This is a genomic window from Pantoea sp. XAF26B01_ASV70 (assembly GCF_054512635.1).
Map to the genome: position 1 here is coordinate 84,674 of NZ_CM137251.1, position 24,999 is coordinate 109,672.

21 protein-coding genes are annotated in these 24,999 nt (G+C 54.4%); 12 read left to right on the forward strand and 9 right to left on the reverse strand.

The window, feature by feature from the left end; translation table 11 throughout:
• Position 1: 1 nt before the first annotated feature.
• Entirely contained in the window at positions 2–568 is a 567-nt protein-coding gene (gene mobA / locus ACX8ZY_RS00385; RefSeq protein WP_287062448.1) for a molybdenum cofactor guanylyltransferase MobA, read from the reverse strand.
• Positions 569–612: 44 nt separating this feature from the next.
• On the opposite strand from mobA, the gene ACX8ZY_RS00390 reads away from it, so the two are divergent.
• The 5 genes from ACX8ZY_RS00390 to ACX8ZY_RS00410 all read left to right on the forward strand — a co-directional run bounded on the left by ACX8ZY_RS00390 (position 613) and on the right by ACX8ZY_RS00410 (position 6,073).
• The gene (locus ACX8ZY_RS00390) at positions 613–888 is read left to right on the forward strand and encodes a YihD family protein (protein ID WP_003850728.1); all 276 of its coding nucleotides are present in this window, start codon (positions 613–615) and stop codon (positions 886–888) included.
• Between the two features lie 45 nt (positions 889–933).
• On the forward strand, positions 934–1,920 hold the full coding sequence (locus ACX8ZY_RS00395) for a serine/threonine protein kinase (protein WP_010258460.1): 987 nt from the start codon (positions 934–936) through the stop codon (positions 1,918–1,920).
• A 26-nt stretch (positions 1,921–1,946) separates the two neighbouring features.
• Positions 1,947–2,576 (forward strand): thiol:disulfide interchange protein DsbA, encoded by a 630-nt coding sequence (gene dsbA, locus ACX8ZY_RS00400; protein ID WP_010258458.1) that lies wholly within the window; start codon positions 1,947–1,949, stop codon positions 2,574–2,576.
• Between the two features lie 378 nt (positions 2,577–2,954).
• On the forward strand, positions 2,955–5,741 hold the full coding sequence (polA, locus tag ACX8ZY_RS00405; protein WP_159227310.1) for a DNA polymerase I: 2,787 nt from the start codon (positions 2,955–2,957) through the stop codon (positions 5,739–5,741).
• Between the two features lie 284 nt (positions 5,742–6,025).
• Positions 6,026–6,073, forward strand: coding sequence for a spot 42 RNA, inhibition of DNA synthesis (locus tag ACX8ZY_RS00410; protein ID WP_071892919.1), 48 nt, complete (start codon positions 6,026–6,028; stop codon positions 6,071–6,073).
• An 85-nt stretch (positions 6,074–6,158) separates the two neighbouring features.
• Here ACX8ZY_RS00410 and yihA read toward each other — a convergent pair whose 3' ends face one another.
• Entirely contained in the window at positions 6,159–6,794 is a 636-nt protein-coding gene (gene yihA, locus ACX8ZY_RS00415) for a ribosome biogenesis GTP-binding protein YihA/YsxC (RefSeq protein WP_010258448.1), read from the reverse strand.
• Positions 6,795–7,345: 551 nt separating this feature from the next.
• On the opposite strand from yihA, the gene yihI reads away from it, so the two are divergent.
• Both yihI and hemN read left to right on the forward strand, forming a co-directional pair.
• Positions 7,346–7,870: a Der GTPase-activating protein YihI gene (gene yihI, locus ACX8ZY_RS00420; protein WP_010258445.1), complete on the forward strand. Its 525-nt coding sequence runs from the start codon at positions 7,346–7,348 to the stop codon at positions 7,868–7,870.
• 233 nt (positions 7,871–8,103) lie between these two features.
• A complete protein-coding gene (gene hemN, locus ACX8ZY_RS00425) occupies positions 8,104–9,477 on the forward strand; it encodes an oxygen-independent coproporphyrinogen III oxidase (protein WP_158148911.1) in 1,374 nt (457 codons plus the stop codon).
• 41 nt (positions 9,478–9,518) lie between these two features.
• Here hemN and glnG read toward each other — a convergent pair whose 3' ends face one another.
• From glnG to glnA, 3 genes are all read right to left on the reverse strand, one after another.
• Positions 9,519–10,928 carry a nitrogen regulation protein NR(I) gene (gene glnG, locus ACX8ZY_RS00430; RefSeq protein WP_010258440.1) on the reverse strand — a complete coding sequence of 470 codons (1,410 nt, stop codon included), beginning with the start codon at positions 10,926–10,928 and terminating at the stop codon, positions 9,519–9,521.
• Between the two features lie 7 nt (positions 10,929–10,935).
• A complete protein-coding gene (glnL, locus tag ACX8ZY_RS00435) occupies positions 10,936–11,985 on the reverse strand; it encodes a nitrogen regulation protein NR(II) (RefSeq protein WP_008926971.1) in 1,050 nt (349 codons plus the stop codon).
• 139 nt (positions 11,986–12,124) lie between these two features.
• Positions 12,125–13,534, reverse strand: coding sequence for a glutamate--ammonia ligase (gene glnA / locus ACX8ZY_RS00440; RefSeq protein WP_010258434.1), 1,410 nt, complete (start codon positions 13,532–13,534; stop codon positions 12,125–12,127).
• Positions 13,535–13,972: 438 nt separating this feature from the next.
• On the opposite strand from glnA, the gene typA reads away from it, so the two are divergent.
• The 5 genes from typA (at position 13,973) to fabY (ending at position 18,914) form a co-directional block, all read left to right on the forward strand.
• Positions 13,973–15,796 carry a ribosome-dependent GTPase TypA gene (gene typA / locus ACX8ZY_RS00445; protein WP_010258429.1) on the forward strand — a complete coding sequence of 608 codons (1,824 nt, stop codon included), beginning with the start codon at positions 13,973–13,975 and terminating at the stop codon, positions 15,794–15,796.
• Between the two features lie 210 nt (positions 15,797–16,006).
• Entirely contained in the window at positions 16,007–16,603 is a 597-nt protein-coding gene (yihX, locus tag ACX8ZY_RS00450) for a glucose-1-phosphatase (RefSeq protein WP_010258428.1), read from the forward strand.
• A gap of 3 nt (positions 16,604–16,606) precedes the next feature.
• Complete coding sequence (locus tag ACX8ZY_RS00455; RefSeq protein WP_010672108.1) at positions 16,607–17,476, forward strand: virulence factor BrkB family protein; 870 nt, start codon at positions 16,607–16,609, stop codon at positions 17,474–17,476.
• Entirely contained in the window at positions 17,473–17,910 is a 438-nt protein-coding gene (gene dtd / locus ACX8ZY_RS00460; protein WP_010258426.1) for a D-aminoacyl-tRNA deacylase, read from the forward strand. Before ACX8ZY_RS00455 ends, dtd begins: the two co-directional genes overlap by 4 nt.
• A 56-nt stretch (positions 17,911–17,966) precedes the next feature.
• Positions 17,967–18,914 (forward strand): fatty acid biosynthesis protein FabY, encoded by a 948-nt coding sequence (gene fabY / locus ACX8ZY_RS00465; protein ID WP_010258423.1) that lies wholly within the window; start codon positions 17,967–17,969, stop codon positions 18,912–18,914.
• Positions 18,915–18,948: 34 nt separating this feature from the next.
• Here the strand turns inward: fabY and ACX8ZY_RS00470 are convergent, their stop codons facing one another.
• The 4 genes from ACX8ZY_RS00470 to trmH all read right to left on the reverse strand — a co-directional run bounded on the left by ACX8ZY_RS00470 (position 18,949) and on the right by trmH (position 24,998).
• Entirely contained in the window at positions 18,949–20,628 is a 1,680-nt protein-coding gene (locus ACX8ZY_RS00470; protein WP_158131280.1) for an AsmA family protein, read from the reverse strand.
• 118 nt (positions 20,629–20,746) lie between these two features.
• Positions 20,747–22,120 (reverse strand): nucleobase:cation symporter-2 family protein, encoded by a 1,374-nt coding sequence (locus ACX8ZY_RS00475; protein WP_033786501.1) that lies wholly within the window; start codon positions 22,118–22,120, stop codon positions 20,747–20,749.
• Positions 22,121–22,224: 104 nt separating this feature from the next.
• On the reverse strand, positions 22,225–24,303 hold the full coding sequence (recG, locus tag ACX8ZY_RS00480; protein ID WP_421665166.1) for an ATP-dependent DNA helicase RecG: 2,079 nt from the start codon (positions 24,301–24,303) through the stop codon (positions 22,225–22,227).
• Positions 24,300–24,998, reverse strand: coding sequence for a tRNA (guanosine(18)-2'-O)-methyltransferase TrmH (gene trmH / locus ACX8ZY_RS00485; RefSeq protein WP_010258414.1), 699 nt, complete (start codon positions 24,996–24,998; stop codon positions 24,300–24,302). The genes recG and trmH overlap by 4 nt, the downstream gene beginning before the upstream one ends.
• Position 24,999 lies beyond the last annotated feature (1 nt).

The following is a 24,999-nucleotide window of genomic DNA, read 5'->3' on the forward strand; positions in this document are numbered from 1 at the left end:
CTCAGCCTCTGTTGTTCAGGTCATCAGGCGTATTGATATTGCGGAAGGCAGCCTCATCATCATCCATCCGGACAGCATGACCACCGTGGTCGCGCAGAAAATGCATAAGACGTCGTTCTCCAGCCTGAAGATAGTCATAAAGAGGTGCAGCCATCTCCCGATGAATCAGCGCCAGCGTAGGATGATCGCGCGACTGTGAACGTACCCAGACTGCCGGCGCCTCACCGCGTTGATCGACCAGTTTTTCGACGAAGTAGAGAGGTATTGCAGGCGTATCGCAGGAGCAAAAAGCGGCCCATTCACCGTCGATGGCGAGCAACCCACTGTAGATACCGGCCAGCGGACCGGGATAATCATCAAAAACATCCTGAATAACCCGACATCCGCTTAACTGATAGCGATCAATATTACGATTCGCATTAATCATGACAATGTCGACTTGTGGCCTGAGCCGTTCAAGGACATGCTGATAAAGCGGCCTGCCATCCAGCTGTACTAAACCTTTGTCCTGACCACCCATACGGCGGCCCTGACCACCGGCCAGAATGATGCCGGTTAATATTGTCATGACTGTGCCCTCGCTGATGACGCACTGTGAAAGGAGAAATCTGAATGAAATGCCATCGTTTAAACGAGTTAATCGCGTTGCTGCAACCCGCCTGGCAAAAAGAGCCTGATCTTAATCTGGTCACATTTTTGCAGAAACTGGCTCAGGAATCTGGTTTCCGTGGCCCGTTAAGTGAATTAACCGATGATGTATTAATTTACCATCTCAAGATGCGTGACTCAGCCAGCGATGATGAGATCCCAGGCCTGAAAAAAGACTATGAAGTTGATTTCAAAACAGCACTGCTCCGCGCACGGGGTGTCATTAAACAGGACGAGTAGTGTTATCCTTGGCTGCTATTTGCAAGGGCAACTACAGGTAACATGATGAGCGACGCTGCTTTTAACTTCCAGACATTGAATCCCGACGTGTTGCTTGATGCGCTCTGGGAAACAGGAATTCGCGTCGAATCGGGTCTGACAGCCCTGAACAGCTATGAGAACAGGGTTTATCAATTCAGCGACGACGAAAAACGCCGCTATGTTGCGAAGTTTTATCGCCCACAGCGATGGCGTGCCGAACAGATTGCTGAAGAACATCAGTACGCACTTGATCTGCTGGCTGACGAAGTGCCCATCGCGGCGCCGCTGCGGTTAAAGGGTGAGACATTGCACAGTCACGCTGGCTTCTTCTTTGCCGTATTCCCCAGCCTGGGCGGACGGCAATATGAGACAGATAACGAAGATCAGATGGAGTGGGTAGGCCGCTTCCTGGGCCGCATTCATCAGACCGGGCGTAAAGCGCTGTTCAGGCATCGGCCTGCCATCGGTCTGGATGAATATCTGCATGAACCCCGGCAGGTGCTGGAGCACTCTCTGTTAGTGCCTGCATCGCTTAAAGTCGCACTGCTACAGGCTATCGATAAGCTGGGAAACACGCTGCAACAACAGTGGCACACCACGTGGCAGCCGCTACGATTACATGGCGACTGCCATCCGGGTAATATCCTGTGGCGTGACGGACCGCTGTTTGTCGATCTGGATGATGCCCGTAATGGCCCGGCCGTGCAGGATCTCTGGATGCTGATCAGCGGCGATCGTCAGGAACAGCGTATTCAATGGGATATACTGCTGGAGGCGTACAGTGAGTTCAGTGATTTTGATATTAATGAATTGTCACTGATTGAACCTTTACGCGCCATGCGCATGGTTTATTATCTGGCCTGGGTTGTCCGACGCTGGCAGGATCCCGCTTTTCCGCGCGCTTTCCCCTGGATGACAGATGAAGATTTCTGGCGCAGGCAAATTTCACTCTTTACCGAGCAGGAGAAGCTGTTGCAGGAACCTCCTCTGCAGCTGACACCGCAATATTAATGACGTAGTCAGGAGAATTTTTCACGATGAAAAAAATTTGGTTTGCACTGATGGGTTTAGTGCTGGCATTCAGCGCATCTGCTGCCCAGTTCACTGAAGGTAAACAATATGTGAGTCTGCCTAAACCTGTGGCCGGCGAACCTCAGGTGATGGAGTTCTTCTCCTTCTTCTGCCCGCACTGCTATCAGTTTGAACGTATTTATCACGTCAATGACGCGGTGAAAAAGAATCTGCCTGCTGACACTAAGATGGTGAAATACCACGTCGATTTTCTCGGTGGAGAACTGGGGCCGGTCGTGACCCATGCCTGGGCTGTCGCGATGGCGCTGGGCGTTGAAGATAAAGTGACAGCACCGATCTTCGATGGCATTCAGAAAACGCAGACCATCACCGATCCTGCCAGTCTGAAAGAGACCTTTGTCAAAGCGGCCGGTATCTCTGCGGCGGACTATGATGCAGCCTGGAACAGCTTCGCCGTAAAAGCGCTGGTTGCGCAGCAGCAAAAAGCCGCTGCTGATGTTGATCTGCGTGGTGTGCCTGCTATTTTCGTGAATGGCAAATACATGGTTAACAACGGCGGTCTTGATACCAGCTCTATGGATAATTTCGTCGCAGACTATGCGAACGTGGTTAAATTCCTGGTAAGCCAGAAGTAATCAGCCTCACACCCCCGTTAAACGCCAGCTCTGCTGGCGTTTTTTTTATGCCTTTGAACAACGGGCCAATTTTTGTCCATCTCCAGGGCATAAATTTAATATCCACACAAGGGATCGCGCTATTAAAAATAGCGATCGGGTCACGGAAATTAAATAAGCCAATGAAATTTATGATTTTTATTCAAGTGCCGATTATTTATTTTCCTGAAAAACAGCGCGTTATAATTTTTACGCACAAAGTTATCCACAGAACGATCGTTGCGATCCTGTCCCCAAAAGCGTGAAAAACTCCAGACGTGGCACGCCTTAGTTCACCATTTCTGCCTGGTTGTGGCATCCTTATAGCCCAACTCATAGCAACGAAGACTACACAGACTTATGGCGCAAATAGCAGAAAATCCCCTGATTCTGGTCGATGGCTCATCCTATCTTTATCGCGCGTATCACGCGTTTCCGCCGCTGACCAACAGTGCAGGTGAACCCACTGGCGCCATGTACGGCGTGCTCAACATGCTGAAAAGCCTGCTGGCGCAATACAATCCGAGTCACGTTGCTGTGGTATTCGATGCCAAAGGCAAAACCTTCAGGGACGAGCTGTTTGAGCATTACAAATCTCACCGTCCCCCGATGCCTGACGAGCTCCGTGCACAAATTGAGCCGCTGCATGAGATGGTGCGGGCGATGGGGCTGCCGTTGCTGGCTGTGAGCGGCGTCGAGGCTGATGATGTCATCGGTACGCTGGCACTGGAAGCGGAGAAAAAGGGTCTCTCAGTGCTGATCAGCACCGGCGACAAAGATATGGCGCAGCTGGTCACGCCCGCCATCACGCTGATTAACACTATGAGCAACACCATTCTGGGACCAGAAGAGGTTGAGCAGAAATATGGTGTTCCACCCGCATTGATCATCGATTTCCTTGCCATGATGGGTGATAGCTCCGATAACATTCCTGGCGTGCCAGGCGTCGGTGAGAAAACGGCACAGGCGTTGCTGCAGGGGCTGGGCAGCATGCAGACGATCTATGACAATCTGGACAAAGTGGCCGATCTCGGCTTTCGTGGTGCCAAAACCATGGCGACCAAACTTGAGCAGAATCGTGATGTGGCTTTTCTCTCTTATCAGCTGGCGACCATTAAGACAGACGTTGAGCTGGCGCTGCCCTGTGAAGAGCTCACAGTCACTGAACCCGATACAGAGGCATTGCAGGCCCTGTTCAGTCGTTACGAGTTCAAACGCTGGCTGAGTGACCTGCAGGACGGTAAATGGCTGCAGGGTAAAAAGAGCACTACGCAGGCGCAAAAAGCGCAGGCCGATGAACCGGCCCCGGTGGTTGAAACCAGCAGCGTGTTACCGACCGAGGGTTATGTCACCATTCTGGATCAGGATCTCTTTGATAGCTGGCTGGAGAAGCTGAAAAACAGCGAAGTCTTTGCGTTTGATCTGGAGACCGACGCGCTGGATACCCTGAGCGCTAACATCGTCGGCATCAGCTTCGCGGTGGCGCCCGGTGAAGCCGCCTATCTGCCGGTTGCCCATGACTATCTTGATGCGCCTGATCAACTGGATCGCGCTACCGTTCTGGCACAGCTCAAGCCCTTGCTGGAAGATGAGAGCGCATGGAAAGTTGGCCAGAACCTGAAATACGATCGCGGCGTGCTGAAAAACTACGACATTGAACTGGCCGGTATCAAATTCGACACCATGCTTGAGTCCTATATCCTCAACAGCGTGGTGGGCAAACATGACATGGATAGCCTGGCCGCTCGCTGGCTTAACCATAAAACCGTGACCTTCCAGGAGATCGCCGGTAAAGGCAAAAATCAGCTGACGTTCAATCAAATCGCGTTAGAGCAGGCATCTCATTACGCTGCAGAAGATGCAGATGTGACCCTGCAGCTGCATCTGAAGATGTGGCCAGAGCTGGAGAAAGAAGCGGGCCCGAAAAAAGTCTTTGAACAGATTGAGATGCCGTTACTGACGGTGATTTCGCGTATAGAGCGCAACGGTGTGCTGATCGATCAGTCTATTCTGGCGCAGCACTCGAAAGAGCTGACGGCCCGCCTGGCTGAGCTTGAGTTAAAAGCGCATGAGCTGGCAGGGGAACCTTTCAACCTCTCATCCACCAAGCAGCTTCAGGTGATCCTGTTTGAAAAACAGGGCATCAAGCCCACGAAGAAAACACCAGGCGGCGCGCCTTCAACCAGCGAAGAGGTGTTAGCCGAGCTGGCACTTGATTATCCGTTACCCAAAGTGATTCTGGAGCATCGCGGCTTATCCAAACTTAAGTCTACCTATACGGATAAATTACCGCTGATGATCAATCCGATCAGTGGCAGGGTACATACCTCTTATCATCAGGCCGTCACCGCAACCGGACGCTTATCCTCTGCCGATCCGAATCTGCAAAACATTCCGGTGCGTAATGATGAAGGACGCCGAATCCGTCAGGCATTTGTAGCGGCCAAAGGCCATCGCATTGTGGCGGCAGACTATTCACAAATCGAACTGCGTATCATGGCGCATCTCTCTCAGGACAAAGGATTACTGGACGCTTTTGCCCAGGGCGAAGATATCCACCGCGCTACGGCATCGGAAGTGTTTGGCGTGGCGCTGGATAAGGTCAGCGGCGAACAGCGTCGCAGCGCCAAAGCGATCAACTTTGGTCTGATTTATGGCATGAGCGCCTTTGGTCTGTCACGTCAGTTGAATATCGGTGCGGGTGAAGCGAAAAAGTATATGGATCTCTACTTTGAACGCTATCCGGGCGTCCTGCGCTATATGGAGAACACACGCCAGCTGGCGGCGAGTAAAGGCTATGTCGAAACGCTGGAAGGCCGTCGGCTGTGGCTGCCCGATATTAAATCCGGTAATGCCATTCGCCGGAAAGCCGCAGAACGTGCCGCGATCAATGCGCCGATGCAGGGAACGGCAGCGGATATCATTAAGCGGGCAATGATTGCCGTGGATAACTGGCTGGAACAGCAAAACGACAATGCCGTCAGAATGATCATGCAGGTTCACGATGAACTGGTGTTCGAAGTCAAAGCCGGGGCGGTTGAAGAGGCGAGCCAGAAAATCCGTGCGCTGATGGAAGGTAGCGTGCAGCTCGACGTACCTTTACTGGTTGAAGTCGGTGTGGGTGACAACTGGGATGAAGCCCACTGATTCGATGCGTGTGGTCGGTTCTGAAGAACAGAACCGGCCCTGAATCAGGTATAAGAAAATCGTTTAGTTGACCGGTTTAGCGTGGTTAACGCTGGCACTGAGAGAAAACGCTTTTCTAACTGCTTATGGTCTAAACACTTTTTTCGTCATTAAACTACATCGCAACGCTATTTTTGTGACGTGCATGGTAAAAAAAGTCCTGTTTCATGTAAGTAAGCAACAAAAAAGCCTTTGTCACGCACAGAAAATCAGGTAAAGTTCGTCGCGTAGGGTACAGAGGTAAGATGTTCTATCTTTCAGACCTTTTACTTCACGTAATCGGATTTGGCTGAATTTAGCCGCCCCAGTCATTCTGTGACTGGGGCGTTTTTTATTGGGCTTTTTGTACCGTCAGCATCACCGGCACAAGGTTGCCACTCACTCTTCCGCGTCCTGATCTTCAACCGCAGGTTCAAGCGTATTAAACCAGCTGTCCAGCTTCTGACGAACCTTATCCACGCCGATTTTCTTCAGCGATGAGAAGAGCTCTACCTGCACATCACCAACAAATTCGAGTGCGGCTTCACGCACGACATTGAGCTGCGCTTTACGGGCACCTGAGGCCAGTTTGTCTGCTTTAGTGAGAAGCAACAGCACCGGAATGCCACTTTCCACTGACCACTGAATCATCTGCCGGTCGAGATCTTTCAGCGGATGACGGATATCCATCAGGATAACCAGTCCTTTCAGCGCCTGACGTTTTTGCAGGTATTCACCTAACGCGCGCTGCCACTTCAGCTTCATCTCTTCCGGAACTTCGGCATAACCGTAACCGGGCAGGTCGACCAGACGCTTACCTTCTTTCACTTCAAACAGGTTAATCAGCTGCGTACGTCCCGGCGTTTTACTGGTACGCGCCAGACCCTTCTGATTGGTTAACGTATTCAGCGCACTCGATTTTCCCGCGTTCGAGCGGCCAGCGAAAGCCACCTCAATTCCGGTATCGGCAGGCAGATGGCGGATATCCGGCGCGCTCATGACAAAGTGGGTAACGTGGTAATTCAATTCAGACAAGGTGACACTCCAGAAAACGCATTAAGGCAATGCGGGCGATTATACGCGTTATGACGCGAAAGTGCTCAATCGCATCTCGGTAACAAACTTTGTAAGAGATTTGCCATTCACGGTGCGGGTTATTTCGCTTTTTACTTTAATTACTAAAAATAAAAAAATATGTAATTCAAACCCTTATCTTAAAACGTTCTTTTTTTGAACTAACTATTTTTGACACTGACTTGAGGCTTTTACCAGTTGGTCTACATTAGTGTGCAGTGCACGGCAGCACACATCAGGATGATGCGCTCAGGGATACCAGGAGGGTTATGAGCGATGGAATGGAACAGGGTCAGGGATGCGGCCAGACAGGGATAAGGAATAGCTCAGGAGTTGAGCAGGCGCGGGATTAACCGGGATGTTACGAGCCGAAAAGGATTTAAAACATGATTCCTTCTTATGAAGGTATGAAATAAGGCGACAGCTTGAGCTGTCGCCTTTTTTCTTTGTCTACTTTCTGCTAGATTTCGCCGCAATTCTATACTGAATAAAAAAAGCCGGGACCGAATACTATGAAGCAACCTGCACGAGCTGCTAACGGCAAACCTGCCGTCAAAGCCAAACGCAAATCGCGTGACGATATCAACCATGAAGCACGCGATCGCAAACGTGATAAAAAGCATCGCGGACATGCATCTGGCAGCCGTGCTAATCCGGCTGCGTCCGAAAACAATGGCGGACGTCAGGCGGACAGCGTGAAAGATCCGCGCATCGGGAGTAAAAAACCGGTGGCCCTGATCGCTGAAGGAAAAACCGCCGCCGTTAAACCAAAGAAAAGCGCAGAAAAACCGGCAGCAGAGAAGAAAGTGCGTCTGACACCAGAAGAAGAGCTGGCGAAGCTGGAAAATGACGAACGTCTGGATGCGCTGCTGGATCGGCTGGAAAATGGCGAAACGCTGTCGGCTGAAGATCAGGGCTGGCTGGATGCCTCCCTGGATCGTATCGACGAACTGATGGAGCAGTTAGGCATTGTGATGGATGATGCCGAAGATGAGCAGGCTGAAGAAGATATGTACCGTCTGCTGAAAGGCAACTAAGCAAATTTGATCGGCATGCGTTACCCGCATGCCGCGCTTAACAGGTAAACGACAATGTTTTGGCCTGGATCAATTTTCGCGCTGCTGGCGACATGTTATCTGCTGTGGTTATTGTTTAAACTACGACGCCTGTCGCGTCTGAAGCAACGTTTACGTCGGGTCTCATCCCGCTCACCTTTTATCTCCTCTTCTTCGCGACCTTCTCTCAGACGACGTCACCGGAAGGAGTGAGCATGCCATCGCAGCAGATTGAGTGGGATCAGGCGTTAATTGAAAAGTACAATTATGCCGGCCCGCGTTACACCTCCTATCCCACTGCGCTGGAGTTCAGCGAGCAGTACGCGGAAAACGACTTCCAGCGTGCCGTGGCGCGTTACCCCGATCGTCCGCTGTCGCTCTATGTCCATATTCCCTTCTGCCATCGTCTCTGCTACTTCTGCGGCTGCAATAAGATAGTGACGCGTCAGCGTCACAAAGCGGACCGCTATCTGGATGTGCTTGAGCAGGAGATTATTCAGCGTGCGCCGCTGTTTCGTCAGCGTCAGGTCACGCAGCTTCACTGGGGCGGCGGCACGCCAACCTTCCTCGACAATGCGCAGATTTCCCGGCTGGTGGGTTTACTGAAGCAGCATTTCAGTGTGGCCGATGATGCCGAAATGTCGATCGAAGTAGATCCCCGGGAAATTGCGCTGGATGTGATTGATCACCTGCGATCGCTGGGATTCAACCGGCTGAGCATGGGGGTGCAGGACTTCAACAAATCGGTGCAGGAGCGGGTTAACCGGGTACAGGATGAAGAGATGATTTTCGGGCTGATGGCGCGTGCCCGTGAACAGGGGTTCAGCTCGACCAGCATTGACCTGATCTATGGTTTACCCCTGCAGACGCCCGCCAGCTTCGCCTGGACGCTGGAGCGGGTACTGGCGCTGAGCCCGGATCGTCTTAGCGTCTTTAACTATGCGCATCTGCCGGCGATGTTCGCGGCACAGCGTAAAATCAAAGAGGGTGAACTGCCATCGGCTCAGCAAAAGCTGGATATTTTACAGCAGACCATCGCAACCCTGACTCAGCAGGGCTACCAGTTCATTGGAATGGATCACTTTGCGAAGCCGCAGGATGAACTGGCTATCGCGCAGCGCAAAGGGCAGTTGCATCGCAATTTCCAGGGATATACGACGCAGGGAGACAGCGATTTGCTGGGGCTTGGCGTCTCTGCCATCAGCATGATTGGCGACAGTTATGCGCAGAACCAGAAAGACCTTAATACCTGGTACAATTGTGTGGAACAGCAGGGAAATGGCCTGTGGCGTGGCATCGCCTTAACCGACGATGATTGTCTGCGTCGGGACGTGATAAAAACGCTGATTTGCAACTTCTCGCTGAATTTTGCCGCGACAGAAGCGCAATGGGGCATTCGCTTCAGCGACTATTTTGCTGAGGACTTGGCGCTGCTGAAGCCGTTGATAGCCGATGGGCTGGTGGAACAAACCGCTACGGGGCTGGAGGTGACGGGAATTGGCCGGTTACTGATCCGCAATATTTGCATGTGCTTTGATCGCTATCTGCGTCAGAAAGCGCGTCAGCAGCAGTTCTCCCGCGTTATCTGAAGAAACGGGCTGGCAGACTACACCAGCCCGAACTGAACCGCTTATTCCATGCCCAGCTCTTTAAGCTTGCGCGTCAGCGTGTTTCGTCCCCAGCCCAGCAAACGTGCCGCTTCCTGTTTGTGGCCCTGCGTATGACGCAGCGCAGTAGTGAGCAGCGTGCGCTCCATCTCCGGCTGGGCTTCTGACAGCAGATTCTGATGACCGGAACGCAGAGCGCGATCGGCCCACTGTGCCAGCAGCGTTGCCCAGCTGTCAGGCAGCGACTGTACCGGATTCTCCGGCGTACTGGATTCAAACAGTTCTCCGGGCAGGTCCTGAATCAGGACTTCCTGACCCGCAGCCATCACGGTCAGCCAGCGACAGGTGTTCTCCAACTGACGCACGTTACCTGACCAGTGCAGTCGGGTTAACGCTGTCTCGGTTTCCGGATGCAGAATCTTCGCTTCCACACCCAGCTCACGCGCCGCCACCTGCAGGAAATAACGCGCCAGACGCGGGATATCCTCACGACGCTCACGCAGCGGTGGCAGATGCACACGAATCACGTTCAGGCGGTGAAACAGATCCTCACGGAACTTGCCTTCCTGTACGCGTAATTCCAGATTCTGGTGGGTCGCCGCGATAATACGCACATCCACTTTGACCGGCGCATAGCCACCAACGCGATAGAACTGGCCATCGGCCAGCACGCGCAGCAGACGGGTCTGCACATCCAGCGGCATATCACCGATCTCATCCAGAAACAGCGTGCCGCCATCCGCCTGCTCAAAACGGCCCTGACGGATCTGGTTCGCCCCGGTAAAGGCGCCTTTTTCGTGACCAAACAGTTCTGATTCAATTAAATCTTTGGGGATCGCCGCCATGTTGAGCGCGATAAAGGGCGCTTTGGTGCGCGGGCTGTGGCGATGCAGCGCATGGGCCACCAGCTCTTTACCGGTACCGGACTCGCCGTTGATCAGCACACTGATCGACGAGCGCGATAATCGCCCGATGATGCGGAACACATCCTGCATCGCGGGCGCTTCACCGATGATATCGGTGGTGGGTCCGCTGACCGGCTGATTACGCGGCTGCTGCTGCTCCTGATAGTGGCTGATAGCACGCTCGACCAGCGCAACCGCTTCATCAATATCGAACGGCTTAGGCAGGTAATCAAAGGCACCCTGCTGATAGGCGCTGACGGCAGCGTCCAGATCAGAATGCGCCGTCATTATGATGACCGGAAGCATCGGATGACGCTGCTTAATCTGTTTCAGCAGCGCCAGGCCATCCATACCGGGCATGCGAATGTCTGACAGTAAAACGTCCGGGGTCTTGGTTGAGAGGGCATCCAGCACCTCGCTTGCGCTGTCAAAAGTCGCACAGCTCAAACCGGCTCCAGTGAGCGCGCGTTCAAGCACCCAGCGGATGGAGCTATCGTCATCGACGATCCAGACTATCCCTCGTTGCATAGAAACCTCACTGGCGAATAGGCAGGTAAACCGAGAATTCGGTGTGTCCCGGCCAACTGTTAAATTCTATTTTTCCTGAATGTTGATCAATCAGGCTACGGGCGATGGAGAGGCCTAAACCGGTACCGCCTTCGCGTCCGCTGACCATCGGATAAAACAGCGTATCCTGCAGCTGGGCCGGAATGCCGGGGCCATCATCTTCAATATCAATACGTGCCACCAGGCGATAACGCGTGCCGTGCAGCGTCAGCTGGAAAGCCGTGCGGGTGCGGATAATAATGGTGCCGCCATCGTCGCCCAGCGCCTGAAGCGCATTGCGCACCACGTTAAGCAGCACCTGTTCAATCTGATCGGGATCGTGCGGCAGTTCCGGCAGGCTGGGATCATAATCCCGTACCAGCGAGACATTCTCCGGCAGCTCCATCGACACCAGATTGACCACCCGTTCGGCCACCTGATGAATGCTCTGCGTGATGTGCATGCCCGGCTGCTGCGGCCCCAGCAGACGATCAACCAGATTCCGCAAACGGTCGGCCTGTTCAATAATCACTTTGGTATATTCATTCAGCGAGGGATCGGGCAGGGCGCGGGATAAAAGCTGTGCCGCGCCGCGCAATCCTCCCAGCGGATTTTTAATCTCATGGGCCAGGCCGCGAACCAGATCGCGAGCGGCCACCTGCTGGGCGTGCTGTAACTGCTCCTGACTGAGACGACGCTGATTATCCATCGGCGCCATTTCCATCAGGATTAAGCCATCGGGTAACCGCTGGGCGGTCAGCGACATAATGTGTGCGCGACCATCTACCACCAGCGTGACCTCACTGTCAGTAAATCCCTGGCCAGCCTCAAGACTCTCGCGCATCACCTCGATATTCAGCGAAAAGTAGCCGGTTAACTCCGGTAACGGCGTGCCGAACAATTTGCGTGAGCTTTGCGCCAGTAATTGCTGCGCCGCCGGGTTGGCGTAATGAATAACCAGATCGTTATCCACCAACAAAATACTGTTGATTAACGCGTTGAGAATCTGCCCTGCATCGGGCAGAGAGCCAGTTGCCATACAACGTTCCTCTGCACTAAAGAGGTGCATTTTAGTCTTTAAGCCGAAAAGAGGGCGAATGAACGGTGAATTCGCGGAGAAAAAAGCCCATCCGAAGATGGGCTAAAAGTTTCCACGGCAACAAAAAACGTCTGACCAGTTAAACGCTGTAGTAGAGCTCGAACTCAACCGGGTGTGGCGTCATGCGAACGCGATCCATCTCTGCTTTACGCAGTTCGATGTAAGCATCGATCGATTCGTCAGTGAATACTCCGCCGCGGGTCAGGAACTCGCGGTCTTCGTTCAGTGCATTCAGCGCTTCTTCCAGAGAGCCTGCAACTTTTGGAATCTCAGCTTCTTCTTCCGGTGGCAGGTCATACAGGTTTTTGTCCATCGCATCGCCAGGATGGATTTTGTTGATGATGCCATCCAGGCCAGCCATCAGCAGTGCGGTGAACGCCAGGTATGGGTTAGCCGCTGGATCCGGGAAGCGCGCTTCGATACGACGCGCTTTCGGGCTGGCAACAACCGGAATACGGATTGAGGCTGAACGGTTACGGGCAGAGTAAGCCAGCATAACCGGTGCTTCGTAACCCGGGACCAGACGCTTGTAAGAGTTGGTGGTCGGGTTCGCCAGGGCGTTGATCGCTTTAGCGTGCTTGATGATACCGCCGATGTAGAACAGCGCCATTTCAGACAGGCCGCCGTACTTATCGCCGGCAAACAGGTTCTGGCCACCTTTGGAGAGTGACATATGGCAGTGCATGCCTGAACCGTTGTCGCCAAACATAGGCTTCGGCATAAAGGTCGCGGTTTTGCCGTAAGCGTGCGCAACGTTATGAACCACATATTTGTAGATCTGAATTTCGTCCGCTTTTTTGGTCATGGTATTGAAGCGGGTTGCCACTTCGTTCTGACCCGCGGTCGCCACTTCGTGGTGATGCGCTTCAACAACCAGGCCCATCTGCTCCATGGTCAGACACATGGCAGAACGGATGTCCTGTGATGAGTCAACCGGTGGAACCGGGAAGTAGCCGCCTTTCAGACCTGGACGGTGACCTTTGTTACCGCCTTCGTACTCTTTACCGGTGTTCCATGCCGCTTCGATATCGTCGATAGCAACGTGTGAACCGGACGTCGATGAGCCGAAACGGATGTCATCGAACAGGAAGAATTCTGGTTCTGGTCCAAACAGTACGGTATCAGCGATGCCGGAAGAGCGCAGGAAATCTTCAGCGCGCTTAGCGATAGAGCGTGGATCGCGGTCGTAGCCCTGCATGGTGCCTGGCTCGAGGATGTCACAACGGATGATCAGCGTAGAATCTTCGAAGAAAGGATCCATGACCGCCGTGGTGGCGTCAGGCATCAGCACCATGTCTGATTCGTTAATGCCTTTCCAGCCGCCAATAGACGAACCATCGAACATTTTGCCTTCTTCGAAGAAGTCAGCGTTAACCTGGTGAGCAGGGATCGTAACGTGCTGTTCTTTACCTTTGGTATCGGTAAAACGCAGGTCAACAAACTTAACTTCATGCTCGTTCATCATCGAGAGAACGTGTTCAGCGGACATACTCAACTCTCCTGGAAATGGTCTTTCATTATCTACATGGCGAGGAAACGTCGTTTCCGGAATACGTTGCGGGAAAACAACTCCCTGACCAACCTCTTCCGGCACGCTCTTCAACCGACATCTGTCTGGCGTTTACGCTTGATTTAGATAAAGCGAATTCTGTGCCAACTTTTTTGATGATGCTTAAATCGCCTTGTGGTGCACCTTTTTGTCATAAAGCGGCTGCACCACGATCGTTTTATTGCACCAGTGTGGTGCTTAACGGCCATCTGGTGGCACTATTTTGGTGCATCAGACCAACTTAGTGCATTTTCTGCACCGGTAACAGGGCAAATTGGCCTCCATGCAATAAACTTTCAGTGAAAAGTGTGATCGTGTTCAGTCTTCCGCTTAATCAGTGTACAATAACGCGCTATTTCTAATGCCTGAGGCAAAGCTGTGATCGAAAATTTGCGTAACATCGCCATCATCGCGCACGTTGACCATGGAAAGACCACCCTGGTTGACAAACTGCTGCAACAATCCGGTACTTTTGATGCCCGTACCGAAGCAACAGAGCGCGTGATGGACTCCAATGATTTGGAGAAAGAGCGTGGGATTACCATCCTCGCAAAAAACACCGCCATTAAGTGGAATGACTACCGTATCAACATCGTTGATACCCCGGGACACGCCGACTTCGGTGGTGAAGTTGAGCGCGTCATGTCCATGGTGGACTCGGTGCTGCTGGTTGTAGATGCGATGGATGGCCCTATGCCGCAAACCCGCTTCGTGACCAAAAAAGCGTTCGCGCATGGTCTGAAGCCGATTGTGGTTATCAACAAAGTAGACCGCCCTGGTGCGCGTCCGGATTGGGTTGTTGATCAGGTATTTGACCTGTTCGTTAACCTGGATGCTACTGATGAGCAGCTCGACTTCCCTATCATTTTCGCCTCTGCGCTGAATGGTATTGCTGGTCTTGAGCACACCGACATGGCTGACGATATGACCCCGCTGTATCAGGCGATCGTCGACCACGTTGCGCCTCCGCAGGTTGAGGCTGACGCCCCACTGCAGATGCAAATCTCTCAGCTGGACTACAACAACTACCTGGGCGTGATCGGCATCGGCCGTATCAAGCGCGGTAAAGTTAAGCCTAACCAGCAAGTCACTATCATCGATAGCGAAGGCAAAACCCGTAACGGTAAAGTCGGTAAAGTCCTGACTCACCTGGGTCTTGAGCGTATCGACAGCGACCTGGCAGAAGCGGGCGATATCATTGCTATCACCGGTCTGGGCGAGCTGAACATCTCTGACACCATCTGTGATCCACAGAACGTGCAGGCGCTGCCAGCACTGAGTGTCGATGAGCCAACAGTTACCATGTTCTTTAACGTCAACACCTCACCGTTCTGCGGTAAAGAAGGTAAGTACGTGACGTCACGTCAGATCCTTGAGCGTCTGAACAAAGAACTGGTTCACAACGTGGCACTGCGCGTTGAAGAAACCGAAGATGCTGACGCGTTCCGCGTATCAGGTCGTGGTGAGCTTCACCTGTCAGTTCTGATCGAAAACATGCGTCGTGAAGGTTTCGAACTGGCGGTATCCCGTCCGAAAGTTATCTTCCGCGAAATCGATGGCCGTAAACAGGAGCCATTCGAGAACGTTACGCTGGATATCGAAGAGAACAACCAGGGTTCAGTCATGCAAGCCATGGGTGAGCGTAAGGGCGATCTGAAAAACATGGATCCGGATGGCAAAGGCCGCGTACGTCTCGACTACGTGATCCCAAGCCGTGGCCTGATCGGCTTCCGTAACGAATTCATGACCATGACTTCCGGTACCGGTCTGCTCTACTCTACCTTCAGCCACTACGATGACATTCGTGCGGGCGAAGTGGGCCAGCGTCAGAACGGCGTACTGATCTCCAACGGTCAGGGTAAAGCAGTTGCGTTTGCACTGTTCAGCCTGCAGGACCGCGGTAAGCTGTTCCTGGGTCACGGTGCAGAAGTCTATGAAGGCCAGATCATCGGTATTCACAGCCGTTCTAACGACCTGACAGTTAACTGCCTGACCGGTAAGAAACTGACCAACATGCGTGCTTCAGGTACTGATGAAGCCACGACGCTGGTTCCGCCAATCAAGATGACCCTTGAGCAGGCGATCGAGTTCATCGATGATGACGAACTGGTAGAAGTTACACCACAGTCAGTGCGTATCCGTAAACGTCACCTGACTGAAAATGACCGTAAACGTGCATCACGTGGTCCTAAAGACGCATAATTGCGCCTTTAACTGATAAAGAGCCCCGCCTGCGGGGCTTTTTTTTTGCCTGAAATTCCTGCCTCTTCAGCCGGGCCAGCGATTATTTGTGGGATATGTCGCGCTTTTTACCTGCCCGCTGCCGTTTACGCTTTTCTCTCCGCGAGTGCCTGTTCAGCCTGCCCTTTTGCCGCTAGAGTGAATACTCCAGGGAACAGAAGGAGACACACCATGCTGTATATCTTTGATTTGGGCAATGTGATTATCGATATCGACTTTAACCGCGTGCTGGGTGTCTGGAGTGACCTTAGTCGTGTGCCGCTGGCCTCGCTGCAAAGCCATTTCCAGATGGATGAGGCGTTTGAACAACACGAACGTGGCGAGATCAGCGATGAAGATTTCGCGCTGGCGCTGTGTGAAAAGCTGGAAATCGCGCTGAGCTATGAACAGTTTGCCGCTGGCTGGCAGGCGGTATTCGTTGACGTGCGTCCGGAAATCCTGGCGCTGATGAACCGGCTGCGGCTGGAGGGCCATCGGGTGGTGATCCTCTCTAACACCAACAAACTGCATTGCGAATTCTGGCCAACACAGTATCCGGACGTGCAGCAGGCAGCCGACAAGCTCTATCTCTCCCAGGAGCTGGGCATGCGTAAACCGGAAGCCCGGATTTATCAGCATGTGCTGGACGCAGAAGGTGTGGCTGCCGATCAGGCGGTATTTTTTGACGATAATCCACAGAATATTGAGGCGGCCCGCGCCCTGGGTATTGAAAGTGTACTGGTTACTGACAGTAAAACGGTACCCAACTGGTTTGCAGGTCAACAGTAATTCATGATGTCACGTAAATTTCGTCCCGGGCTGCATGCGTTCTGGTTGTGGCTCAAACTGTTGTGGAAACGCATTGATGAGGATGGCATGACGACCCAGGCCGGTAATCTGGCTTATGTCTCATTGCTGGCGCTGGTGCCGCTGATTGCGGTGGTGTTTGCCCTGTTTGCGGCGTTTCCGGTCTTCTCTGATATCAGTGTGCAGTTGAAGCACTTTGTCTTTACCAATCTGATGCCCGCTGCAGGCAACACGCTGCAACGCTATCTTGAGCAGTTTGTGGCTAACGTAAACCGGATGACGGCGGTCGGAGCGGTCGGCCTGATCGTTACCGCCTTACTGCTGATGCATTCCGTCGATACCGCGTTAAACACCATCTGGCGCAGCAACAAGAAGCGGCCGATGGTCTATTCCTTTGCGGTCTACTGGATGATCCTGACACTTGGCCCGTTACTGGCCGGTGCCAGTCTGGCGATCAGCTCCTATCTGCTGTCGCTGCGCTGGATTAACGCGACAGGCGTCACCAGCCTGGTCGATCAGATGCTGCGTATTTTCCCGCTCCTGCTGTCGTGGCTCGCCTTCTGGTTGCTCTACAGCATCGTTCCTACCCAGCGAGTGCCGCCGCGCGATGCGCTGATTGGCGCGCTGGTTGCCGGTGCGCTGTTTGAGCTGGGCAAAAAGGGCTTTGCGCTCTATGTTACTATGTTCCCCTCTTATCAGCTGATCTACGGCGTACTGGCCGTGATCCCCATTCTGTTTCTCTGGGTCTACTGGACCTGGTGTATTGTGTTGTTAGGCGCTGAAATCACCGTTGCGTTAGCCGACTATCGGCAGTTAAAGCAGCAACACAAAGAGGAGCAACGCGAGGAAACATGATTGCATTGATTCAACGCGTACAGCGCGCCAGCGTCAGCGTCAATCAGGAAGTGGTCGGTGAAATCGATGCCGGTTTACTGGTTTTGCTGGGCGTGGAAAAGGACGATGACAACGCGCGTGCGGAACGTCTCGCAGAACGCGTATTGGGCTATCGCATCTTTAGTGATGAGCAGGGCAAAATGAACCTGAGTGTTCGCCAGGCGGGCGGAAGCTTGCTGGTGGTGTCACAGTTTACGCTGGCCGCAGATACCCAAAAAGGGATGCGTCCCTCCTTTTCGGGTGGCGCCGAGCCCGCTGAAGCCGAGCGGCTGTATGAATATTTCAGCGACTGCTGTCGCAAGCAGGGCATCACCACGGCTAATGGCCGTTTTGCTGCGGATATGCAGGTCTCGCTGGTGAATGATGGTCCTGTGACGTTCTGGTTACAGGTGTGAGAGCGTCAGCTGAGCGGCAGGGAACTGGCCACACATCCGAGCGGGAGAAACATTACATGTATCACCTTCGCGTGCCACAGACGGCGGAAGAGCTGGATATCTATTATCAGTTCCGCTGGGAGATGTTGCGTAAACCTCTGCGTCAGCCGCAGGGGTCGGAACGTGACGCCTGGGATGCGCTGGCGCATCATCAGATGGTGGTTGATGAGCAGGGAAATCCGGTCGCCATCGGCCGTCTCTATATTAATGCCGACAATGAGGCCGCTATCCGCTTCATGGCCGTTCATCCTTCGGTTCAGGGCAAGGGACTGGGTACTCTGGTGGCGATGACGCTGGAATCCGTGGCGCGTCAGGAAGGGGCTAAGCGGGTAACCTGCAGCGCCCGCGAAGATGCTGTCGCTTTCTTCGCTAAACTCGGCTACATCAATCAGGGCGAGATTACCGCGCCGCAGACGACGCCGGTTCGTCACTTTTTGATGATCAAACCGGTCGTCACGCTTGACGATATCCTGCATCGCGCCGACTGGTGCGGTCAGCTGCAACAGGCCTGGTATGATCATATCCCGCTCAGCGAAAAGATGGGCGTCCGTATTCTGCAGTTTACCGGGCAAAAATTTATCACCACCATGCCGGAAGCGGGCAACCAGAATCCACACCAGACGCTGTTCGCTGGCAGCCTGTTTTCGCTGGCAACGCTGACCGGCTGGGGGTTGATCTGGTTGCTGCTGCGCGAGCGTCATCTGGGTGGCACCATTATTCTGGCGGATGCGCACATTCGCTATAGCCACCCCATCAGCGGACGGCCTGGCGCGATTGCCGATCTGGGCTCATTAAGCGGCGATCTCGACCGCCTGGCGCGCGGACGTAAAGCGCGTGTGCAGCTCGAAGTTGAGCTGTTTGGCAATGATGAGTGTGGCGCTGTGTTTGAAGGGGTCTATATCGTCCTGCCCGCCGATCCTGACGGGCCGCTGGAAGAGGGGGGTTCCGGCGCGCGTATCAACTAATCATCAGGGCCGCTTCAGCGGCCCTGATCTGTTGTTAACGTACCTCGCCAGCCTGCATGGTCTGCTGCAGTTGCTGACTATCGGTTGTCACTGACAAACTGCCATTAACCGTCGGGCGCAGCGGCTGATTTGCGGTTAATGCACCGCTGAGCTGCAGCTGCATATTGCTGTCACCGGTTAACGGCAACGCGGGCCATCCCCAGTTCTGCAACACATTCACCGGTACAGCACGACCTGTCAGTTGCAGCGTCAGCGGACGGGCTGGCTGCTGGCCTACGGTGGCCGTCCCTTCGAGCAGACCCTTATTACTGAACGCACTCAGCTCCGTAACCTGAATCTGCTGCTGGTCAGCGCTCAGCGCAATCGACGGATGACGCAGGTCGGTGCGATTAAAGGTTGATTCTGCCGCGTTCAGGCTGAGCTTACCCGACCAGATCCCCCACTGGTGCTGCTGCGCCAGCAGCAGGTTTTCACCGGATCCATCCAGTGAGGTCAGCTGGAAGGGAAAAGCCGGATTGATGTCGATAATCAGGTTTCGATTAGAGGTGAAGCGCGTCACCTCTACGCTATCCAGCCACGCGGGCAGTGTCGCCTGCCAGCGATCGCGCCAGTCCTGCGGCAGAGTGTATTCCAGTCCCGCCACCGCCAGGTTTTTCAGTGTCAGGCGTTTATCGCTACGCGACCAGTCACCGTCAGCCCGAATCACCCCATTCGCCCAGCGTGAACTGAACTGCGTCAGCGCCACGCCCTGCGGTGAGAAGTCCAGGTTAACGATGGGGTCATTTAGTTCGAATCCACCGTTGATAAAATTGCTGGCATTCAGCGCCAGCGAACCATCGTTACTCTGCCAGTCATCACCCTGCCAGTTAACGTTTCTCAGCGTCAGATCCAGATCCGTTACCGCCCAGTCAGGCCCCTGCAGGCGGGCATCGGTCATGTCGAGCCGCGTAATAGCGATCGAGGGGACAACCTGCAGGCTATGCAGGAAATCTTTCAGGCTGCTGGTGGTCTGCAGACGGATGTCGTTCAGTCGCAGCTGATTAATTTTCCAGTTGCCCTGGGCATCGCGCTCACCGTTGCCGGTCATAGAGCCACGCGCCAGGTCGGCACCAATATTGTCAAAGCGCATCCGACCCTGGGAGACACTGCCCTGGATCAGTACGTTTTCACCCGGCACATTATTCAGCGTCATGCTGCCTGCGCTCATCTGGAAGCGGGCATCGCGGCCCAGCATATCAAGGGCAGTGGGTTTCCACGGCAGAATGCCGCCATTAACCTGCTGAGCAAACAGCGGTAACGCGCTGTTGGGGCTGTCGATACGCATATTGTTGAGTTGCAGGCGATCGGCCTGAATCGGTAGCGCGCTGCCTGGCGCCAGATTGGCCAGATTCACTTCTCCGTCGCGCAGCTCAAGGCTGCTGAAATGCAGCGGATCGCTGAACTGAATCAGTGCCAGACCGAGATCGACCCGTTTCGCCACCAGAACTGCAGGCTGTCCATCGTGACCAAAGCTGAAGTCATCCAGAATGATATGAGAGGGAGAGGAGAAATTGTGTTCAATTTTACTCAGGGAGAGATGCCATTCGGTTTTGTCACTCACCCAACGGCTAAACCAGCCTGCACCCCACTGTGTCTGCAACAGAACATAGATCACGACCAGGGTGAAAAGCAGCAGCAAAAGTAAGGTGAGGAAAAACTTTCCAATAAATTTCATAGCATCCTTCCCGAGTTAAATCCGGTGAGAGGTTGTTATGCCTGAATTACCGTTACAGCTCAACAGCCTGGATGTAAATCCGAATAATTAGCAGGCAGGCCGAAGCCTGCCTCTGGCCTTACTTCTCTGGCGGAAAAATCAGGTTGAGTACGATAGCGGTAATACCGCCCGCCGCTATACCGGAAGAGAGCAGGGTTTTCAGCCAGTCAGGCGCAAACTGCAGGATCAGCGGCTGCTGGGAAACGCCCAGGCCCACCGCCAGCGACAGCGCAATAATCATGATGGCGCGGCGGTTAAGCGGCTCGCGTGACACAATGCGGACACCCGAAGCGGCGATGGTGCCGAACATCACAATGGTGGCGCCGCCGAGTACCGGTTCAGGGATCATCTGCACCAGTCCGCTGACCGCCGGGAACAGCCCCAGCACAATCAGCATCAGCGCGACAACAAAGCCGACGTAGCGGCTGGCAACACCGGTCAACTGGATCACGCCATTGTTCTGACCGAAGCAGGAGTTCGGGAAAGTATTAAACAGCGCGGAGACAAAGGAGTTGAGGCCATTCGCCAGCACGCCGCCTTTCAGGCGTTTCATATAGAGGGGTCCGCTGACCGGCTGCTCTGACACATCCGAGGTGGCGGTGATATCGCCGATGGTCTCCAGAGAGGTCACCATAAACACCAGCATCAGCGGGATGAGCAGATTCCAGTCGAAGCCCAGCCCGTAATAGAGCGGGGTCGGCACCACGATTAGCGGCTGATCGGTGGGGATGCCGGCGGCAGGCAGCATGCCCATCGCCCAGGCCAGCAGATAGCCCACCGCCATGGCAATGACCAGGGAGGCAACGCGCAGGTAGGGGTTCTTCTGCCGGTTAAGTAGCACGATCACCAGCAGCACAGCCCCTGCCAGCATCAGATTTTTCGGCGCACCAAAAGTATGATCGTTAATCGCGCTGAAACCGCCGCCAATGGAGGTCAGCCCCACCTGAATCAGCGACAGGCCGATAATCATCACCACGATACCGGACACCAGCGGCGTAATGATCCGGCGCGCCAGGTGCAATACGCGTGACAGCACCATTTCGGTACAGGAGGCGATCATCAGCGTACCAAACAGCGCCGCCATCATGGTGGGCACGTCAGCGCCGCCATTTTTTAGCGCCATGCCGCCCATAATCAAGGGCGTAACGAAGTTGAAGCTGGTGCCCTGAATCGACAGCAGGCCCGAACCCACCGGTCCCCATGTTTTGATTTGCAGCAGTGATGCCACACCCGATGCAAACAGCGACATGCTGATCACGTGCCGGGTATCCTCTGCGGGCAGCCCTAACGCCTGACAAATCAGAATCGCGGGGGTAATGACCGCGACAAACATCGCCAGCAGATGCTGACCGGCGGCAAACAGCGTTTGTGGCAGGGGAGGACGATCTTCAAGACGATAAATCAGTTCGCTTTGCGTGGCGGAAGGCTGTTCTGGCTGCGGATTAGTGGACATCTTCTGTTCTTCCCAAAAAATAATGTGGCGATTGTAATCATCCGCAGGCTAAAAGCAATCGTTTGCCCGGCAGGGATAAAAAAGCCGAATCAGATGGGGATCATTCAGACGTTGGTATAACGGGTGTTCTCTGGCAGCCAGCGTTCAATCAATGCGCTGGCCTGTTCGGGATAGTGCTGGTGGATGTGGCGCGCCACACGCTGAACTTCGGGCACCATCGCCGCATCGCGCAGCAGGTCGGCCACTTTAAATTCGGCATTGCCGGTCTGACGCGTGCCCAGCAGTTCACCCGGCCCGCGAATCTCCAGATCGAACTGGGCAATGACGAAGCCGTCATTGCTGTCGCGTAGCACCTGTAAACGCTTCTGCGCCGTCTTGCTCAGCGGCGCTTTGTAGAGCAGTACACAGTGTGATGCCACGGCACCACGGCCCACACGGCCCCGCAGCTGATGCAGCTGTGCCAGCCCTAACCGCTCCGGGTTTTCGATGATCATCAGGCTGGCATTCGGCACGTCCACGCCAACCTCAATCACGGTCGTCGCCACCAGCAGCTGCAGTTCATTCGCTTTAAACGCCTGCATCACCGCCTGTTTTTCCGCAGGCTTCATACGGCCATGCACCAGCCCGATGTTTAAGTCGGGCAGCGCCGTTTTCAGGGATTCCCAGCTGGCTTCTGCCGCCTGTGCTTCCAGCAATTCTGACTCTTCAATCAGGGTGCAGACCCAGTAGGCCTGACGCCCTTCGCGGCAGGCATGCTCAACCCGCGCCACAATCTCATCACGTCGGGTATCGGGGATAGCCACGGTGGTCACCGGTGTACGTCCCGGCGGCAGCTCATCAATGGTTGAGGTATCGAGATCGGCATAAGCGGTCATCGCCAGGGTGCGCGGAATTGGTGTGGCGGTCATGATCAGCTGATGCGGATGGAAGCCCTGCTCCTCACCTTTCTCCCACAGCGCCAGTCGCTGGTGGACGCCGAACCGGTGCTGCTCATCAATAATGACCAGTGCCAGACCGTTGAACTGCACCTGCTCCTGAAACAGGGCATGTGTGCCCACCACCATCGCCACCTGACCGCTGGCTATCGCTTCCTGCTGTGCCTGGCGGGCTTTGCCTTTCTGTTTTCCGGCCAGCCAGCCCACTTCAATGCCCAGCGGCGCAAACCACTGGCGGAAGTTACTGGCGTGCTGTTCAGCCAGCAGTTCGGTCGGCGCCATCAGAGCAACCTGCTTACCATGTGCGATCACGTTCAGCGCAGAGAGGGCGGCGACCAGTGTCTTACCCGAGCCGACGTCACCCTGCACCAGCCGCATCATCGGAAAGTCATTTGCCAGATCTTTCTCTATCTCCGCCACCACGCGTTTCTGCGCATTGGTCGGTGAAAAGGGCAGCGCAGCCAGCAGCTGGTCGCTAAGGTTGTGCCGGGGAAGCATCGGTAAAGCGTAATAGCGCTGAGCACCGGCGCGTACCGCTAGCATGCTGAGGTTGTGCGCCAGCAGCTCTTCCAGAATCAATCTGCGTTGTGCCGGATGACGACCACTCTCCAGCTCGCTGAGTTTTAGATCGGGTGGGGGACGATGCAGCGTGCGGAGCGCATCTGGCAGGCTGATTAAACCGCCGCTCAGTTCCTGCGGCAGCAGTTCGGCAATCGGGCAGCTCTCCAGCAGCGTCAGTGCCTGATCGGTGAGATTACGCAGCGTGGCCTGCCGAATACCTTCGGTGGTGGAATAAACCGGCGTTAAGGTCTCTTCCAGCGTCACATTGCTCTGTTCGCCCTGGATCCGGTATTCGGGATGGATAATCTCAGCGCCACGCTGACCGCGTTTAATTTCACCATACGCGGTGACGCGCCGGCCCGGCGACAGGTTGTTCTTCATTCCGGCATTGAAATTAAAGAAGCGCATCGTCAGTACACCGCTGCCATCGCTAATCTGGCACACCATCATCCGGCGGCGACCAAAGGTGATATCTGTGTGCAGCACTTCGCCTTCTACTGTGGCCCAGATACCAGGCAGCAGATCATCAATGGCATAGAGTTGGGTACGATCTTCGTAGCGTAGCGGGAGATGAAGCAGGAGATCCTGAATGGTATGCAGGTCAATTTTGGCCAGCTTTGCCGCCTGGCTGGCACCGACGCCGGTCAGGGTACTGAGCGGTATGGCATCCAGCAGACGGCCTTTCATCTTCTTTTACCGGTCGATTGCATGGTTGCCCACCAGCTGGGATCGGCGTCGACTTCGCCCTGCGCATTGATGCGCGGATAGGGTAAACCTTTCTGTTTTGCGACCCGCGCCAGCACCGGGAATCCGCCTTCGAACAACAGACGTTGCTGCTCATCTTCGTCCAGCAGGCTGTAGTCGCGCAGGTACAGACCCGCGTTCTGCCGCTGCCGCTGTGCTTCATACAGGATCAGCGCGCAGGCGACCGAGACATTCAGCGACTGCACCATACCCACCATCGGAATCACAATCTGCCGATCGGCCAGCGCCAGCGCTTCTTCGGTGATGCCGGTTTTTTCCTGGCCCATCAGGATGCAGGTCGGAAGGGTATAATCGATCTCACGGAAATCCACGGCATCGGCAGAGAGATGGGTCGCTAAAACCTGCATCTTCTGTTGTTTGAGCTTTTTTACAGCATCGCCGATGGTGGGATGGGTGACCACTTTAACCCAACTGTTGCTTCCGGCAGATGCGGAAGCCTGAGTGCGCATCCGCTGGCTCGGCCAGACGGCATGCACTTCGTGGATGCCGACGGCGTCCGCCGTGCGGATCACTGCGGAAACATTGTGCGGCTTATGCACCTGCTCCATACAGACCGTGAGATCGTGCTGGCGCAGTGCCAGCATCGCCTGAATCCGGGCAAATCGTTGATCGTTCATG